The 16311-nt window shown below is 62.0% G+C and carries 20 protein-coding genes; 7 read left to right on the top strand and 13 right to left on the bottom strand.

The features are described 5' to 3' along the window. Positions 1 to 21 precede the first annotated feature (21 nt). From AC02Y0_RS13970 to AC02Y0_RS13995, 6 genes are all read right to left on the bottom strand, one after another. Positions 22 to 954, bottom strand: a complete 933-nt coding sequence (locus AC02Y0_RS13970) for a glycine--tRNA ligase subunit alpha (protein WP_102019642.1) — start codon at positions 952 to 954, stop codon at positions 22 to 24. A gap of 124 nt (positions 955 to 1078) precedes the next feature. After that, complete coding sequence (locus AC02Y0_RS13975) at positions 1079 to 2218, bottom strand: PAS domain-containing sensor histidine kinase (RefSeq protein ID WP_476379492.1); 1140 nt, start codon at positions 2216 to 2218, stop codon at positions 1079 to 1081. A 105-nt stretch (positions 2219 to 2323) separates the two neighbouring features. Beyond that, positions 2324 to 2518: a hypothetical protein gene (locus AC02Y0_RS13980; protein ID WP_476379493.1), complete on the bottom strand. Its 195-nt coding sequence runs from the start codon at positions 2516 to 2518 to the stop codon at positions 2324 to 2326. Positions 2519 to 2554: 36 nt separating this feature from the next. After that, complete coding sequence (locus AC02Y0_RS13985) at positions 2555 to 3418, bottom strand: S49 family peptidase (RefSeq protein ID WP_476379495.1); 864 nt, start codon at positions 3416 to 3418, stop codon at positions 2555 to 2557. A 93-nt stretch (positions 3419 to 3511) separates the two neighbouring features. Further along, a complete protein-coding gene (locus tag AC02Y0_RS13990; protein WP_476379496.1) occupies positions 3512 to 4318 on the bottom strand; it encodes a tRNA1(Val) (adenine(37)-N6)-methyltransferase in 807 nt (268 codons plus the stop codon). A 7-nt stretch (positions 4319 to 4325) separates the two neighbouring features. Further along, positions 4326 to 4556 (bottom strand): putative signal transducing protein, encoded by a 231-nt coding sequence (locus AC02Y0_RS13995; protein WP_102019410.1) that lies wholly within the window; start codon positions 4554 to 4556, stop codon positions 4326 to 4328. A gap of 124 nt (positions 4557 to 4680) precedes the next feature. Here AC02Y0_RS13995 and AC02Y0_RS14000 point away from each other — a divergent pair, with 124 nt between their 5' ends. From AC02Y0_RS14000 to moaB, 4 genes are all read left to right on the top strand, one after another. After that, the gene (locus AC02Y0_RS14000) at positions 4681 to 5697 is read left to right on the top strand and encodes a polyprenyl synthetase family protein (protein ID WP_102019409.1); all 1017 of its coding nucleotides are present in this window, start codon (positions 4681 to 4683) and stop codon (positions 5695 to 5697) included. A gap of 120 nt (positions 5698 to 5817) precedes the next feature. Beyond that, positions 5818 to 7629 carry a tetratricopeptide repeat protein gene (locus tag AC02Y0_RS14005; RefSeq protein ID WP_102019408.1) on the top strand — a complete coding sequence of 604 codons (1812 nt, stop codon included), beginning with the start codon at positions 5818 to 5820 and terminating at the stop codon, positions 7627 to 7629. Positions 7630 to 7634: 5 nt separating this feature from the next. Then, complete coding sequence (locus tag AC02Y0_RS14010) at positions 7635 to 8531, top strand: 4-(cytidine 5'-diphospho)-2-C-methyl-D-erythritol kinase (protein ID WP_476379497.1); 897 nt, start codon at positions 7635 to 7637, stop codon at positions 8529 to 8531. Continuing rightward, entirely contained in the window at positions 8531 to 9082 is a 552-nt protein-coding gene (gene moaB / locus AC02Y0_RS14015; RefSeq protein ID WP_476379498.1) for a molybdenum cofactor biosynthesis protein B, read from the top strand. Before AC02Y0_RS14010 ends, moaB begins: the two co-directional genes overlap by 1 nt. Here moaB and AC02Y0_RS14020 read toward each other — a convergent pair whose 3' ends face one another. Further along, a complete protein-coding gene (locus AC02Y0_RS14020) occupies positions 9083 to 9604 on the bottom strand; it encodes a glycosyltransferase family protein (protein ID WP_476379499.1) in 522 nt (173 codons plus the stop codon). A 129-nt stretch (positions 9605 to 9733) separates the two neighbouring features. On the opposite strand from AC02Y0_RS14020, the gene AC02Y0_RS14025 reads away from it, so the two are divergent. Beyond that, positions 9734 to 10891, top strand: coding sequence for a PA0069 family radical SAM protein (locus tag AC02Y0_RS14025; RefSeq protein ID WP_476379500.1), 1158 nt, complete (start codon positions 9734 to 9736; stop codon positions 10889 to 10891). Between the two features lie 142 nt (positions 10892 to 11033). After that, positions 11034 to 11717, top strand: a complete 684-nt coding sequence (locus tag AC02Y0_RS14030) for a ribonuclease HII (protein ID WP_476379501.1) — start codon at positions 11034 to 11036, stop codon at positions 11715 to 11717. 139 nt (positions 11718 to 11856) lie between these two features. Here the strand turns inward: AC02Y0_RS14030 and AC02Y0_RS14035 are convergent, their stop codons facing one another. The 5 genes from AC02Y0_RS14035 to AC02Y0_RS14055 all read right to left on the bottom strand — a co-directional run bounded on the left by AC02Y0_RS14035 (position 11857) and on the right by AC02Y0_RS14055 (position 14482). Beyond that, positions 11857 to 12336: a F0F1 ATP synthase subunit B gene (locus AC02Y0_RS14035; protein ID WP_444557529.1), complete on the bottom strand. Its 480-nt coding sequence runs from the start codon at positions 12334 to 12336 to the stop codon at positions 11857 to 11859. 5 nt (positions 12337 to 12341) lie between these two features. After that, positions 12342 to 12932, bottom strand: a complete 591-nt coding sequence (locus tag AC02Y0_RS14040; RefSeq protein ID WP_476379502.1) for a F0F1 ATP synthase subunit B — start codon at positions 12930 to 12932, stop codon at positions 12342 to 12344. 81 nt (positions 12933 to 13013) lie between these two features. Further along, the gene (locus AC02Y0_RS14045) at positions 13014 to 13241 is read right to left on the bottom strand and encodes a F0F1 ATP synthase subunit C (protein ID WP_006726635.1); all 228 of its coding nucleotides are present in this window, start codon (positions 13239 to 13241) and stop codon (positions 13014 to 13016) included. A 72-nt stretch (positions 13242 to 13313) separates the two neighbouring features. Further along, entirely contained in the window at positions 13314 to 14063 is a 750-nt protein-coding gene (locus AC02Y0_RS14050; RefSeq protein ID WP_102019641.1) for a F0F1 ATP synthase subunit A, read from the bottom strand. Between the two features lie 56 nt (positions 14064 to 14119). Further along, positions 14120 to 14482, bottom strand: coding sequence for an AtpZ/AtpI family protein (locus AC02Y0_RS14055; protein ID WP_476379503.1), 363 nt, complete (start codon positions 14480 to 14482; stop codon positions 14120 to 14122). Positions 14483 to 14864: 382 nt separating this feature from the next. On the opposite strand from AC02Y0_RS14055, the gene AC02Y0_RS14060 reads away from it, so the two are divergent. After that, entirely contained in the window at positions 14865 to 15059 is a 195-nt protein-coding gene (locus AC02Y0_RS14060; RefSeq protein WP_476379505.1) for a hypothetical protein, read from the top strand. 5 nt (positions 15060 to 15064) lie between these two features. On the opposite strand, the gene AC02Y0_RS14065 is transcribed toward AC02Y0_RS14060, so the two are convergent. Further along, the gene (locus tag AC02Y0_RS14065; RefSeq protein ID WP_476379506.1) at positions 15065 to 16258 is read right to left on the bottom strand and encodes a cell wall hydrolase; all 1194 of its coding nucleotides are present in this window, start codon (positions 16256 to 16258) and stop codon (positions 15065 to 15067) included. Positions 16259 to 16311: the final 53 nt, after the last annotated feature.

Genomic DNA, 16311 nt, shown 5'->3' on the forward strand with positions numbered 1-16311 from the left:
TCGCGCAATGCGTGTCCGGACTTACGCAGCCCGACCGAAATTGGCGCCGCCTGCATCCGTCAGCAGGAAAGCCTCGCCGCAGCTTTTGGCGAGCGCACGTACGCGGCCGATATAGGCCTGGCGTTCGGTGACCGAGATCACGCCGCGGGCGTCGAGCAGGTTGAAGATGTGGGAGGCCTTGATGCACTGGTCATAGGCCGGGAAGACGCATTTGTGCAGGCGCTGGTTTTCGCTGTCGGCGGGAGCGCCGGCGGCGAGCAGGGCCTGGCATTCCTTCTCGGCATCGATGAAATGGCGATGCAGCATTTCGGTGTTGGCGAATTCGAAGTTGTGGCGGGAATATTCCTGCTCAGCCTGCAGGAAGACGTCGCCGTAGGAGATCTTCTCTTCGCCTTCGCGGCCATTGAAATTGAGGTCGTAGACATTGTCGACGCCCTGGACATACATGGCGAGGCGCTCGAGGCCGTATGTGAGTTCGCCCGCGACCGGCGAGCAGTCGATGCCGCAGACAGCCTGGAAGTAGGTGAACTGCGAGACTTCCATGCCGTCGCACCAGCATTCCCAGCCGAGGCCCCAGGCACCCAGCGTCGGGCTTTCCCAGTCGTCTTCGACAAAGCGGATGTCATGCAGCAGCGGGTCCAGTCCAATCGCCTTCAGCGAGCCGAGATAGAGCTCCTGGAGGTTGGATGGGTTGGGCTTCAGGATGACCTGATACTGGTAATAGTGCTGCAACCGGTTCGGGTTCTCGCCATAGCGGCCGTCGGAAGGACGACGTGAGGGCTGGACGTAAGCGGCGCGCCAGGGCTTGGGGCCAAGAGCCCGCAGCGTGGTCGCCGGATGGAAGGTACCGGCACCGACTTCCATGTCGTAGGGCTGAAGCACAGCACAACCCTTGTCTGCCCAGTAGGCGTGCAGCGTCAGGATCAGCGCCTGAAAGGAGCGCTTTGGGTCCATGTGCGGGGCAAGGGGCGTGTTCATCGGGCTATCCATCGGCTTGGCTCATTTCGAGGCCCGTCTGGTGCCATGAGTGGGCGGAAGGGTCAAGCGTCTCGGTTTCTGGCGTCCTCGCCAGTGCCGATCACACGTCGAGTTCGTCCGCGTTCTGCAGCTTGCCGACCAGGGAAAAGGCCACGCCCATGGGCTCGAAGCGGATCGCTGCCTGCCCCTGGAAAAGAACGGATACGACGCGTTCCGTCAGGCGCGAACCAAAGCCACGGCGGGTCGGCTCGGTCACCGGCGGGCCGCCGCTTTCCTGCCAGTCGAACGTGAAGCCGTTTTCCGACTGCTTGTCCCACTGGATGGTCACGCGGCCTTCCGGGCGGGACAGCGCGCCATATTTCGTGGCGTTGGTCGCCAGTTCGTGGATCGCCAGAGACAGGCCAAGCGCCTGCTGGGCCGAGAGGTAGACCTGTGGGCCATCGATCGCAATCCGGTCGTCGCCATCGACATGCGGCGCAACAGCGGTTCGCGCGATCGCCGAAATTTCGGCAGCCGTGACACTCATGCCGGTTAGCACATCCTGTGCCTTTGCCAATGTCTGGATGCGCGCACCGATCGTCGTTGCCGCTTCGGAAATCGACGTCGCGCCGCGCAGGCTCTGGCTGATGATGGATTGCACCATGGCCAGCGTATTCTTCATGCGGTGGGCGAGCTCCCGGTTGAGGAGCCTCAGCTCGTCTTCATACTGTCCACGCTCGGCCAGATGCTTCTGGGCCTCGTGATAGGCCTCTTCCAGGGCATTGCGGTCGACAACCGCCTGGGTTGTCTCGGTGACCGTGTTCAGAAGACCCACAATCTTGCCGTCATCGTCATGGAGCGGGCTGTAGGAGAAGGTCCAGAAGGTCTGCTCGTCATAGCCGTTGCGCTGCATGACGAGCGGCAGATCTTCCTGCCAGGTGCCTTCGCCTGAGAGCGCTGTCTGAATGAAGGGATAAACGGCGTCCCAGACATCGGACCAGACTTCGCGAAAAGGCCTGCCCATGGCGTGATCGACGCGGTTGCCGAGCATCGGCGCATAGCCGTCGTTGTGGAACTGCAGCAACTCCTCGCCCCACCAGAAAGACATGGGCTGGCGGGTGGAGAGCACGGTGCGCACGACGGATTTGAGTGAAACGGGCCAGCCTTCGACAGGTCCGAGGGACGTCGCAGACCAATCGACCGCATTCAAATGCCGCGCGACGCCACATCTGACGCCCAGGAACTCCTCGCCGATCTTCATCAAACTCCCGCGTCACGCTTTATGGCAAGCCTATAAAGCGCCCAGTTAGAAATTGTTCCATCGCCAAGTCAAAAAAGTCCGGGCTCTCTCATCTGGCGAGCCAGCCTAGTCGTCATTCTCGCGACGCGGGCGGTATTCGCCCGTTTCGGGATCCTCGATCAGCGTTCCCACGGCATCATTTTGACGTTCCTTTTCTTCGGCCCGCGATTTCGCCGCAAGCTTCTCCGCATCGGATACGAAACGGCGGTAGAGCAGCCAGGCGCCGCCCACCAGGATCGTCATAAATATCAGCTGCGCCATGTCCCCTCGCCTGTCAGCCCTCGTCCTGTGCTACGGTCAGAGACCGTAGCGGCCCCATAGTGCCTTTTCTTCAAGCGTCTCGGCAAGACCGGCGACGGCCTGAACCGCGATCTCGTCTGGAGCGGCAAAGGCACCGATGCCAGGAGCGCGGCGACCGAAGAGGCCCTTCGGTGCGCCCACGAGTTCGAGGCGTGCGTCCTTGCCGTAGCGCGTCTTGATCTCCTCGCGCATGCCGCCCAGACGGTCGACGAGGCCGAGCTCAAGGCCTTTGCGGCCGGTCCAGAACAGGCCGGAAAACAGGGCGGGATCATCCGCCAGCTGTGTGCCACGGCGCGCCTTGACCATGTCGATGAAGATCTCGTGGATCTCTGCCTGCAGGGTCTTCAGATATTCGATGTCGCTCTCCTTTTCCGGCTGGAAAGGATCGAGGATCACCTTGTTCTCGCCGGAGGTGTAGACGCGGCGCTCGACGCCGATTTTCTTCAGGAGCTCGGGGAAGCCGAAGCCGCCGGAGACCACACCGATCGAGCCGACGATCGAGGTTGCGTCAGCAATGATCTCGTCACCTGCAATGGCGATCATGTAACCGCCGGAGGCCGCGACATCCTCGACGAAGACGATCACGCGCTTGTTCTTCTCTTCGGCGAGCGCACGGATGCGGTCGTAGATCATGCGCGACTGGACGGGAGAACCGCCCGGCGAATTGATCGAAAGCGCCACGGCAGGGCTGTCCTTCATCGAGAAGGCCTTTTCCAGCTGGCCGGCGATGGAGGCGAGGTTCAGGGCGGGGCGGAAGCGGGAGCCGCCGCTCATGATCGGCCCGTGCAACCTGACGACCGGAATGACGATGCCCTTTTTCTGGAAGCGCTTGGGAACCAGCCGTTTCAGAAAGTCTGCCATGGTCGCGTTTCAACTCCTCACAATCTCAAATCTGACCCGAGATGTAAGGAGCCGGGGGCCGAACACAATGGTTCGGGCGAAAAATCAGCCTTTTCAACGTAGCCGTGAATAACCGCTGCGACCATTGTTGAGATCGTCGACCACGGGGGCAAAGGCGTGGCTGTCCGGCCGGTCGTGCATCAGGAGCGGTGCGCGCATCTGCAGACGGGCCCGCGATCCCTTGATTGCCGTGACGAGGATGCGGGTTGCGTTTTCGCCCTCGCGCGGATGGATGGCGGTGATCTCGACACCGCCGAAGCGCCTGCCGCAGGCCGCGATGATTTCACCGATCGACTGGGGCCGGGCGATCAGCGAGAGCTGGCCACCCGGCATCGCGATCGCACCGGCCGTGCGGATCCAGCTTTCAAAGAGGTTTTCGGTCATGGCATGGGCCTCGGCCTTCAGGATATCCGGCGTCTTGCGGTCGCCGGGATCGTTGAAGGGCGGGTTCATGATGACGTGGTGGAAGCTGTTGTCGGCAAGCCCGACTGCGAGGCGCGCCCGGCCGGTCAGCGTGACATCGGCTTCGATGACCTCGGCCCGCGAGGCAAGCTCGGCGTTTTCGGGCAGAGCCAGGCTCTTGCGGGCGAAACCGGCCATGTCGGCGGAGCGTTCGACAAGCACGACGGAGGCCTTCGGCAGACGGGCCGCCACGGCAAGCCCCGCGGCCCCTGCCCCCGCTCCGAGATCTGCGACCCTGATCGGTCGGTCATCGTCCACCAGGCAGGCAAGCATCATGGCATCCATGCCGGCACGGTGTCCGCGCCCGACGGGCTGAACGAGATGGAAGCGGCCGCGATGAAAGGCGTCGATCGTCTCGGACACGGACTTGTCGAAGATGGGGTCTACGCTTGCCGCCATGGCACACTCACATCTCGCGGTCGCGCAGTTCTGCCCCGAGGCCGGCATCGGTCAAGATGCGGCGGGCCTGATCGACGCAATCGGAATCGACCAGCAGGCGACGCTGCAACATGCCGAGCGAACCTTCCAGGATGCTCATCGACTGGTCGGCGATCATCGAGGCGATGCCGGCGTCGCGCATCAGGCTTTCGGCGAAGGAGAGCAGGACGACGTCGTTGCTGCGAATGATCTCATGCATCGATTTCAGAACTCACTGTTAACGGCAAAACCGTGTTCAAGCCTGCAACCGAGGCAATTCGCCCCTTGCCGTGGCCTTCCCGGCTTTTTATTGTCGGCGACCAAACTGAACAGGAGTCCGGTGCGTGGGCGTAGTCATACCGCTTGAGGAAAGCAAAAACAAACAGGCATCCGTCAAGCCTCTGGTGGACCTGACGAAAAGCGGCATGGAGCGCGTCAATCAGCTGATCCTGTCGAAGGCGGGCTCCGATGTGCAGATGATCCCGGAGGTTGCCAACCACCTGATCTCGTCCGGCGGCAAGCGCTTGCGGCCTATGCTGACGCTCGCGACTGCGGCGATGTTCGGCTATGAGGGCGACCATCACATCAAGCTCGCGACCTCGGTCGAATTCATGCACACGGCGACGCTTCTGCATGACGACGTGGTCGACGAGAGCGATCTTCGCCGTGGCAAGAACACAGCCCGGACCATCTGGGGCAACCAGGCCAGCGTGCTGGTCGGCGACTTCCTTCTCGGCCAGGCGTTTCGCATGATGGTCGAAGTCGGCTCGCTCGAGGCGCTCGACGTTCTGTCCACGGCGGCCTGCGTGATCGCCGAGGGTGAAGTCCTGCAGCTTTCCGTCGCCAAGAACATGGAGACGACGGAAGACGACTATCTCGCCGTCATCCGCGCCAAGACCGCGGCGCTCTTTGCAGCGGCCGCCGAAGTCGGCCCGATCGTTGCCGGCACGGATCGCGCGACGCGCAGCGCGATGAAGTCCTATGGCATGAATCTGGGCCTCGCCTTCCAGCTGGTCGATGACGTGCTCGACTATGGCGGCAAGGCTGCGGAAACCGGCAAGAATGTCGGCGACGATTTTCGCGAAGGCAAGATCACGCTTCCGGTCATCCTCTCCTATCGCCGCGGCACGGCTGCGGAGCGGGACTTCTGGAAGGAATCGATCGAAGGCGGGCAGAACGACGACGCAAGGCTTGAGAAGGCGCTCGGCCTGATCGGCAAGTATGGCGCGCTCAACGACACGATCCAGCGAGCGCAACATTATGGCACGATCGCCAGGGATGCACTCGCGCCCCTGCCGGAAACGCCGTGGAAGAGCGCGCTGAACGATGTGATCGATTTCTGCATTTCCCGCGTGAATTGACGCAGACACTGCGATCGCCTTGCGGGGCTGCTTCAAAAAAGCCATTCTATTCGTGAATCATCGCGTATCGTCCGTGCGCGGGCGACACGCGCTCGTCTTCGGTTGTTGAAAGGCTCTTTCATGCGGCAAAGCTCCGCCCTTCGCTATCTCGCCGGCACAGCGCTCGCGCTGCTCCTCAGCGTCTCGCAGGTTCCGATGGCGGCCGCCCAGGCAACCGCCCAGCCGGAAGAGACGGAGAGCTTCGATGTCGACAGCGTCGATTCCTTCGCAGGCGCCTTTCTGGCGGCCCGGACGGCTGAAACCGATCGCGACTACGCAAACGCGGTGAAGCTCTACAAGAAGGCGCTTGATATCACGCCGAACGAGCTGGAGCTGCAGCAGCGCCTGATGATCGCGCTGATCATGAACGGCGAATTCGACGAGGGCGCAGAGCTTGCCGAGGTCCTGGAGAAGGATCCGGCGGTGGAAAGGGTGACCTCGGTCGCGCTCGGTTTCCGCGCGATCCGTGACGGCGACTATTCCGAGGCGCTCAATCACTTCAAATATGAGGGCCCGAACGATCTCGACCGTCTGATGAATCAGCTTCTGATCGCCTGGACCATGGTCGGCGAGGGCAAGGGCAAGGATGCCCTGAAGCTCGTTCAGGATCTCAACGGGCCGAGCTGGTACGGCATTTTCCAGAATTACAATCTCGGCATCATGGCTGCCATGAGCGGCGACCTCGATACGGCCCGCAAGGCGCTGACCGAGACGGTGACCGATCGCAATGGCGGGGCCACGGCGCCTGACACCTTTGCGCGTGCCGTCATTGCGCTTGCCACGCTCGAGGCCGGCGCCGGCAACAAGCAGAAGGCGCTCGATGCGCTTGCCGCCGGTGACGAACTGATCACCAATTTTGCGCCCTTCAAGGCACTGCGCGATGAGATCGAGGCCGGTCGCCAGCCGAAGCCGGTCGTCGCCAATGCGGCACAGGGTGCAGCCGGCGTGCTGTTCTCGATCGGCGGTGCGCTGAACCGCGAAGGCGCCGAAGACACGGTCATGCTCTATCTCCAGCTGTCGCACGCATTGGACAAGGACGCGGCCGACACGCTGATCCTGCTCGGCGGCATCGCCGAGAATGCCAAGCAGCCGGAAAAGGCAATCGCCTTCTACCGTCAGGTGCCGGAGACCTCGCCGATGCGGCGCATTTCCGAGCTGCAGCTTGGCCTGACGCTTGCCGAAACTGGCAAGGTCAAGGAAGCCCGCGAACATCTGCAGGGCCTGATTGCCTCTGATCCGAACGATATCCGCAGCTACCTCGCCTATGGCAGCGTTCTCTCCGACGCCAAGGATTATGCGGCGATGGCGGAGAATTACGACAAGGCCGTCGACATCATCGGACCCAACCCGGCGCGGAACCACTGGTCGGTCTTCTTCCAGCGCGGCATCGCCTATGAGCGTCTGAAGAAGTGGGACAAGGCAGAGCCGAACTTCAACAAGGCTCTGGAGCTGAACCCCGACCAGCCGCAGGTTCTCAACTATCTCGGCTATTCCTGGGTCGACATGAACCGCAATCTCCAGGAAGGCCTGGAGATGATCAAGAAGGCCGTCGAACTGCGCCCCGATGATGGCTACATCGTCGATTCGCTTGGCTGGGCCTATTACCGCCTCGGTCGCTTCGAAGAAGCGGTAGTGGAGCTGGAGCGGGCAATTGAGCTGCGCGCCGGCGACGCCACGATCAACGATCACTTGGGCGACGCCTATTGGCGTGTGGGTCGCAAGCTCGAAGCCAAGTATCAGTGGAAGCGGGCGCTGGCCTCAGAGCCGGAAGAAACCGAGGTTCCTAAGATCCAGGCGAAGATCGAGAAGGGCCTGCCGCCGATCGAGGCGGACGCTGCCAAGGTTGACGCGAAGCCCGCTGAAGAGCCCAAGAAAGACGACAAGAAGACCTGATCCGCATGAACCCCGTTTCAGAGCGCAGGCCGGAGCGTGTTGTCGAGACGGCTCTGGCGAAGATCAACCTCGCGCTGCATGTGACGGGCCGGCGGGACGATGGCTATCACCTGCTGGACAGTCTCGTGACCTTTGCCGAGGACGGCGACGAGCTGGTCTTCGAGCCATCCGACAGCGACAGTTTTCGGGTGATTGGGCGTTTTGGTTCGGAACTCTCGCCTTACGACAATCTGGTTCTGAAGGCACGCGACCTGCTGCGGGCAGCGCTAGATGAAAACGGCCAGCCACATGGCCCCGTCTCCATTCTCCTCGACAAGAGCTTGCCGATCGCATCCGGCATCGGCGGAGGTTCCGCGGATGCCGCAGCGACGCTCCGGGGGCTTCTGAGGCTCTGGAAGGCGGAACTACCGGCCGAGAGGCTGCAACAGATCGCGCTCCAACTCGGGGCCGATGTGCCGATGTGCCTTGCATCGACGCCGCTACGCGCCCGCGGGATCGGTGAGGCGATCGACCAAGTTGCCATGCCTTCCGTACCGCTGGTGCTGGTCAATCCGCTGAAGCCGGTATCGACGCCGGAGATCTTCCGCAGCCTCAAGCGGCGCGACAACGATCCGATCGGCGAGATGTCGATGCCAGCTGATGTCTCTGCGTGGATGCAATCGCTCTCGACGCTCCGTAACGACCTGCAGCCGCCGGCAGAAGCGCTGGTGCCGGAGGTAGCCGAGGCCTGCGATCTGCTTCGTCAAAGTCTTGCGGGATACGTGCGCATGTCCGGCTCCGGGGCCACCTGTTTTGGCCTCTACGAGACAGAGGCGGCGGCGATGAAGGCAGCGCTCGCGCTATCGGTCTATCGGCCGAACTGGTATGTGCTGCTCACACGCACCGTTCCGGGAGACGCCTGATGAGCCGCATCGACGAGAGCCGTCCCTTCATCCCCGTGGGCATTGCCGTGCTCACCGTTTCGGATACGCGCGGCCTTGCCGACGACAAGTCGGGGGATACGCTCGTCGCACGCATCGAAGAGGCCGGGCATCGGCTCGTCGCCCGCGCCATCGCCAAGGACGACAAGGCCGAGATCCGCAGTCAGGTCGAAGCCTGGACGAAGGATAAAGAGATCGATGTCGTCATCACGACCGGTGGCACGGGCTTTACCGGACGCGATGTGACGCCGGAGGCGCTGGAGCCCCTGTTCGAAAAGCGCATGGATGGCTTCGCGGAAGTCTTCCATCGAATCTCCTATGACAAGATCGGGACGTCGACGATCCAGTCGCGGGCGACGGGGGGCGTGGCGAATGCCACCTTCATCTTCGTGCTGCCGGGCTCGCCCGGCGCCTGCAAGGATGCCTGGGACGGGATCATCAAGCTGCAGCTCGACTATCGCCACATGCCCTGCAATTTCGTGGAAATCATGCCGAGGCTCGACGAGCACCTGCGGCGCGGTGGACAGGGCTGATCAGCGACGAGCTTCGCGGGCGACCCAAGAGGGGATGATCTCGGAGGCGAGACGACGCGGCTTGTGGCCCTTTGCCAGCTGAAGCAGTTCCCTGCCCTCGCCTGCCAAACCCTGCGCCTGGCGCTTGGGAATGAGCAGACCGTTTTCGAGGAGCGGACGGCTGCGCGTCAGGCGACGGTAGAACGGCAGGCGGTAAAGGCGCGATTCGGAAAAGCGCGCGGGCGCCTTGTTGAGCGCCACATATTCCGCGACCTCATCCACCCATCCCTGCCCCAGACGGGCACCCGGCTCGATCAGCAGCAGCCACTCGCCACGCGCCGTCGCCAGCACGTGCTTCATGTCCCATTGCTGATAAAAGCGGCAACCGGCAGCGTCAGCCACCACGGATGAACCGTCCTTGGATCCGTGATCCAGCACGATGACATCGCTGACAAGGCCTTCGACCGCACCGGCAACCAGCACGGACAAGGTCTGTGCGAGCTCGGGTTCCTGGTCGTGGCATTCCATGATCACTGTCAGCATTGCCTACATCTATCGCATTGCACAAAGTTTTGCCACAAACAGTTTCTTGAAGTTTGTTCTTGCATTGTTCTCATTTTGGCGCTAGGAATAAAGTCATCAAGCGGGGCGGAAAACCTGCGAGGAGCAAACATGAACGAGCTGTCTCTTGTGAGCCAGGCTGCCTTTCAGCCCGGCAATACGGCAGATATTGCCGATGCCCTGATGAGCGCTTCGGGCATGCGGATCGAGATCGATCGGCGTCGCGGACGCGCGGCCGGCATCAATCCGGCAGGCCGGTTCGAGACACTGGAGCGTGTGGCCGTCGATGACGGCTGGCGGATGCTCGAGGACATGCCACCCTTCAAGACCGAGGTGCAGGTCGAAAAGCCGCGCACGGTCATCACCCGCAACGATTCACCCGACATCCCTTTCGACCGTTCGATCAATCCTTACCGGGGATGCGAACACGGCTGCATCTACTGCTTCGCCCGGCCGACACATAGCTATATGGGCCTGTCTGCCGGTCTCGACTTCGAGGCCAAGCTGTTTGCCAAGCCGGACGCACCGCGTCTGCTGGAGCGGGAGCTATCGAAGCCGGGTTACAAGGTGAAGCCGATCGCGATCGGCACCAACACTGATCCCTACCAGCCGATCGAGCGGGAATGGCGGATCATGCGCCAGGTGCTCGAGGTGCTGGACAAGGCAAACCACCCTGTCGTGATCGTGACGAAGTCGGCGCTCATCCTGCGCGACATCGACATCCTGAAGTCCATGGCCGAGCGCGGCCTGGTCAAGGTCGGCATTTCGGTGACGACGCTCGATCGCAAGCTGGCACGGACGATGGAGCCGCGCGCTTCGACGCCGGCAAAACGGCTGGAAGCAATCAAGACTCTGTCGGAGGCTGGCATTCCCGTGGCCGTGATGATGGCGCCGGTCATTCCGGCCCTCAACGACCACGAGATCGAACGCATTCTCGACAGCGGCAAGGCTGCCGGCGCGTCCGAGGCAAGCTATGTGCTGCTGCGCCTGCCGCTGGAGGTGAGCCCGCTGTTCCGCGACTGGCTGCTGCAGAACTATCCGGACCGCTACCGGCATGTGATGTCGCTGGTGCGCTCGATGCGCGACGGCAAGGATTACGACGCCGAATTCGGCAAGCGGATGAAGGGCGCCGGTCCCTATGCCTGGCAGATCAGCCGCCGCTTCGAGATGGCGACCAAGCGGCTCGGTCTGATGCGCCGCAGCCTGCATCTGCGGGAAGATCTGTTCATCTCGCCCAATAGCGACGGGGTGCAGCTCTCTCTGCTCTGACTTGGGTTTGTATTCGTATTCCGGTGCTGTTGTCCGCCGCCTCGCACCGGATGTCGTCCCTGGTAAGCCGCCCCTGTCGCCATCATCTGCGATCGGGACCGGGGACTTGCAGGAGGTCGGGTGCGCGTGCGATTTCTGCCGCATGAAACGACGCACGCCACCCGATTCTCCTGGCCTCTTTCCAGACCTGCCTCTCGTCCCGGATTTCTCGCTGGAGACCCGGGCGAGGCGAAAGGATCTCTGGCCGGTCGCTGGGACCGATGAGGCCGGCCGTGGGCCTCTGGCAGGGCCTGTCGTGGCAGCAGCCGTCATTCTTGACCCGAAGCGCATCCCCGAAGGCCTCAACGATTCCAAGAAGCTCTCTGCCGCGCAGCGCGAGGTGCTTTACGAGCGCATCCTTCTCGACGCCACCGTCTCCATCGCGTCGTCTTCACCGCGACGCATCGATCTCATCGACATCCGCAAGGCGAGCCTTGATGCCATGCGCCGGGCGGTAGCCGGCCTTCAGCTGGAGGCACGTCATGTGCTGGCCGACGGGAGGGACGTGCCCATGGGGCTCATCTGCAGCGGAGAAGCCGTCGTCAAGGGTGATGCGCGTTCGGTGTCGATTGCCGCGGCTTCGATCGTCGCCAAGGTCATGCGCGACCGGATGATGGCCCGGGCCGGCCTCGTTTATCCGGACTATGGATTTGAAGTGCATGCAGGATACGGCACAGACCGCCACCGCAGCGCCATCGTCACCCATGGCCCCTGCCCGCTGCATCGCATGAGCTTCCGGCCGCTGAAGGCCGTTGTGGCTGATGACAGCGAGATCCTGCAGGACTGACGGTCAAGATGCCTGACTCCTCCGGAGGGGCAACCGCCATTCCCATAAAGCACCAGTAGACGCCCCAATAGAAAACGCCCCGATCGTGAAATCGATCGGGGCGTCAAATAGACGGTATTTTCGTTGCGGTCGGCTGAACTCAGTTCAGGCGCGACTTGACCTCACCGATGGAGGCCTTGAACAGCGCCTGCTGAACGCCGTCATCGGCCTTCTTCGCCAGCACCTTCTCAGCAGCAGCGATGGCCAGGTCGACGGCAGCAGCGCGAACGGCGTTCACGGCTTCGGTTTCGGCCTGCTTGATCTTCTGCTCCGAAAGGGCGTTGCGACGGGCAACGAATTCCTCGGTCTTCTGCTTGGCTTCGGCGGTCAGGGCAGCGGCTTCGCGTTCGGCGGCAGCGACGATCGCTGCAGCTTCGGCTTCGGCTTCCTTGCGCTTGCGCTGGTATTCGGCCAGCAGGTGCTGGGCCTCTTCACGCAGGCGCTTGGCTTCGGCGAGTTCGTCGCGGATCTTGTCCGCACGCTCGTCGAGGGCCTTGGCCATCATGCCCGGAACCTTCAGGTAGGCGAGCAGGACGAAGAAGAGAACGAGGGCAACGAGTGCGAAAAATGAAGCGTCCATGATGCTTACGCTCCCTGCTTTGCGATGCCGGAGACGGCAGCCTTGATGTCGGCTGCGGTCGACTTGGTACCGATCAGTTCTTCAACGATCGTACCGACGGTGTCGATGGCAATCGTGTCGACTTCAGCGAATGCACGGGCCTTGATGTCGGCGATCCGGCTTTCGGCAGCAGCGATCTTGGCGGAGAGTTCCGTCTCGATGGCTGCGCGCTCGGCGTCGGCCTTGGCCTTGGATGCATCACGCGCGGCGGAAGCGATCTGGCCGGCTTTCGCCTTGGCCGCGGTCAGCTCGCGCTCGTATGTTTCGATGGCTGCATCGGCTTCGGACTTCAGACGAGCTGCCTCGTCGAGATCCTGGGCAATGCGGTCGTGGCGGTTTTCGAGAATGCCGCCGACCCGCGGAACGATGACCTTCTGCATGAGCATGTAGAACACGCCAAAAGTGATCACCAGCCACAGAAGCTGCGACGGATAGGTCGAGAAATCGAACGGCGGGAACACGCCGCCGCCATGTCCCGCGTCTTGGGCCACGCCGGTCTCGGTGTGAAGCTGGCCTTTTGCCGGAGTTTCCTCTGCAAAGGCGGGGGTCACAAACATGCTCACCTCCAGGTGTATGCTCAAATGCGCGAGATCACGGCTGCCTTGTCGGCGCGCCGTGATCCCAAACTCCAGCCGTTATTAGACGGCGAACAGGAGAAGGAGAGCGATGAGCAGCGAGAAGATGCCCAGAGCTTCCGTAACGGCGAAGCCGAATACCAGACGGCCGAACTGGCTGTCGGCAGCCGACGGGTTGCGCAGGGCGCCCGTCAGGTAGTCACCGAAGATACGGCCGAGAGCGAGGGAGGTACCAGCCATGCCGAGGCATGCGAGACCCGCGCCGATGTACTTTGCTGCTTCCGCTTCCATATGGATACTCCTTCGAATGGGTTGTTGCGGCTGTTTTTGACGCCCGGTTGGCCGGGGCCAGCGACTTTATTCTCAGTGACCACCATGCACAGCGTCGTTCAGGTACATGCAAGTCAGTACCGCGAAGACGTAGGCCTGCAGGAAGGCAACGAGAAATTCGAGACCGGTCATGGCGACGGTCATGATGAGGGGCAGGATGGAGCCCGCGACGCCGACGGCACCGGCAGCACTCATCGACACGACGAAGCCTGCGAAGACCTTGAGCGTGATGTGACCGGCCAGCATGTTGGCGAAAAGACGAACAGAGAGGCTGATCGGGCGCGACAGGAAGGACACGACCTCAATCGTCGAGACCAGCGGCAGAAGCGCTACCGGCACGCCAGACGGCGCAAAGATCGAGAGGAAGTGCAGTCCGTGCTTGTAGAAGCCGTAGATCAGGACCGTCAGGATCACGAAGAGCGCCAGAGCGAAGGTGACGATGATCTGGCTGGTGATCGTGAAGAAGTAGGGGAACATGCCGAGCAGGTTTGCGGTCAGCACGAACATGAACAGCGAGAAGACCATCGGGAAGAAGTGCATGCCCTTGGAGCCGGCGCCTTCGCGCAGCATGGAGGCGATGAACTCATAGGCCATTTCGGCGACCGACTGCATGCGCGTCGGGATCAGACCGCGATTCGAGGTCGAGAAATAGAGGAAGCTGGAAGCGGCTGCGACAGTCGCAACCATGAAAAGCGAAGCGTTGGTGAACGAGAAATCAATTCCGCCGATTTCGATCGGGACAATCTTCTGAACCAGGAACTGATGAGTAGGATCGTTTGCCACGTTCTGCTCTTTCGCTTTCGCCGCCGAAGCGGTCAATTCTCATTCAGGCTGGCGCGTCAGCGGCCGTCGCCCTTGTCTTTAAAGTCCATCCTGCGATCGGCCGGATGCGGCGAGGCCACGATCCCGACAACGCGCATGACGTTCAACACGCCGGCACAGAAGCCAATCAGCAGCATGATGATCATGCCCCAAGGCCCCGTACCCACAAAGTAGTCGAAAAGATAGCCCAGAATCGCACCAACGATGATCGCAGAGATGAACTCGCTCGAGATCTTCATCGCCAGACCATAGCCCTTGCGGGTCTGATCGGCGTTCACCTCGGCGCGTTCCTCGTCCCTGACCTTGCCATCCCGCACTGCGAGTTCGGCGGCCAATCGTCTACGGCGCTCTTCCAGATCTTCTTCCCGGTGGTCCGTCATGGCTCTCTCCGTCCGTTACCTGTTTCAGGGGCCGTTTATGCGCCCGATTTGAATGCAGAAACGGCGAGATAGAAAGCCTTCTGGCCCGCTTTGAAGTCGGCCGCACCATAATTTTGAGGCCCTGCATAGTCAAGGCGTGACAGCACCAAGTTTCACCACAAATTAACCCCGAAAAATCATAGACTTAAGTCCAAGATGCCGATTCATCGCAGATGACGGACGGCAATTCCGGTCAATTGGCCGCAAGGCTGGGCCAGAATCTGCCACATTGGTAGAGAACGGGCGTGCATCACGTCCGCGATGGCAGGCCGTTCGGCAGTAACGGTTGCGTGGGATGCACCGACATGGGAGGCTGCATGACCTTGCCCGCCCCGAGACGACCATGACACGCTTCCTTATCCGCATTGGAATCAGCATCGTGATCGGCTGGATGATCGGTGTGCAGGCGGCCTTGGCCTTCGGTCCGGAGGGCAACCTGACTCCGATGCTCTACATCTTCGGCGCAGTGCCGCTCACCTATCTCGCGACGTTCCTGATCGTGCCGCTTCTCAGCGGCTGGCTCGATCGGCTGCGCTGACCGGATCAGCTCCAGCCGCCGCCATAGGTGCGGTAGAAGATGTGCTTGCCGATCTTTTCCACGCGCTTCATCGTCGGGCCCCAGGCCGGGCGCACATAGGTGGCGTGGTAATGCGTGGCCGAGCCGACGTCCTTGAACCAGATCTTACCGGCGGTGACGGCCATCGCGATTTCCTTGGCGATCTTCCAGTGGCGTGGCGAGGCAACGATATCGGGGATGCGATCGCAGGCGAAGGAGAACTGGCAGCGGTTTCGCCAATCTTCGTTCTGATAGACGACGCCGCAGATGGAGTCAGGATAATGCGGATTGCGCACGCGGTTCAGGATGACTTGGGCAACAGCTGCCTGGCCCTTCACCGATTCGCCGCGGGCCTCGAAGTAGATGCCTTCTGCCAGGCACTTCTGTTCCTTGTCGGAGAAGACGTTGGCCGGCAACGGCGTTGCCGCCCAGGCGTGATCCAGCGGGTCGATATCGGGAATGAAGCGACCCTGATCCGGCTGCTTGTCGGTGAGGATGCTGTCGAAGGGCGAAACCGAGGCATAATCCGGCGGCGGCGGAGCGTAGGCCGTGGCCAGCACATCCGGAACGCTGTTGGTGACGAGATCGGCGATCATCGGCGTCAGCGAGGGATCGACCGGGGGCTTTTCGCGCTTGAAGTAGAAGCTCGCGAGCTCCACAGGCTTGGCCTTGTCTTCCTCGCGGGCGAAGACGGACGGGGTCTTGAGTTCCGGCTCCATGAGAGAGCTGGTGCGCTGCAGGATGGATCCGGCGGAGAAGGCGCGCGGCGGGAGCATCTGCTCGACGGCAACCACCCTGCCCTTCTTCTGATCGCGGGTAACGCGCATTTCATCCGGGAGAGAAGCGGGATCCGCCTTGCCGCCGTCAAAGGCGATGCGGCGACCATCGGGCAGGATGAGGCCGGCACCACCGGACAGCGCTTCCGAGGCCTCGCCTTCCGAGAATGCGAGATTGGCTTCGTGGATCGAGCCCGCCGGCGTTGTGGTCATAACCATGCGCCAGTTGCTGGCGCCGCGATCGACACCGGTCAGAAGCCCTGCCAGATCGGCCTGGGCGGCAACGGAGGGGAAGATCAGCCAGGAAGCAAGGCCGAAGACCAGGGGAGAGGTCCAGTTCTCCAGCCGGGAGAGGACCTTCTTCGAAGGACGAAACTTGGGACGCAAGGCCACACTCCAACTCATACCGACACGGGTCCGGCGTTCCGGAACCCGACAGGATTACATTAGAGAAATAT

This window comes from Allorhizobium sp. nf9_anc (assembly GCF_056323085.1).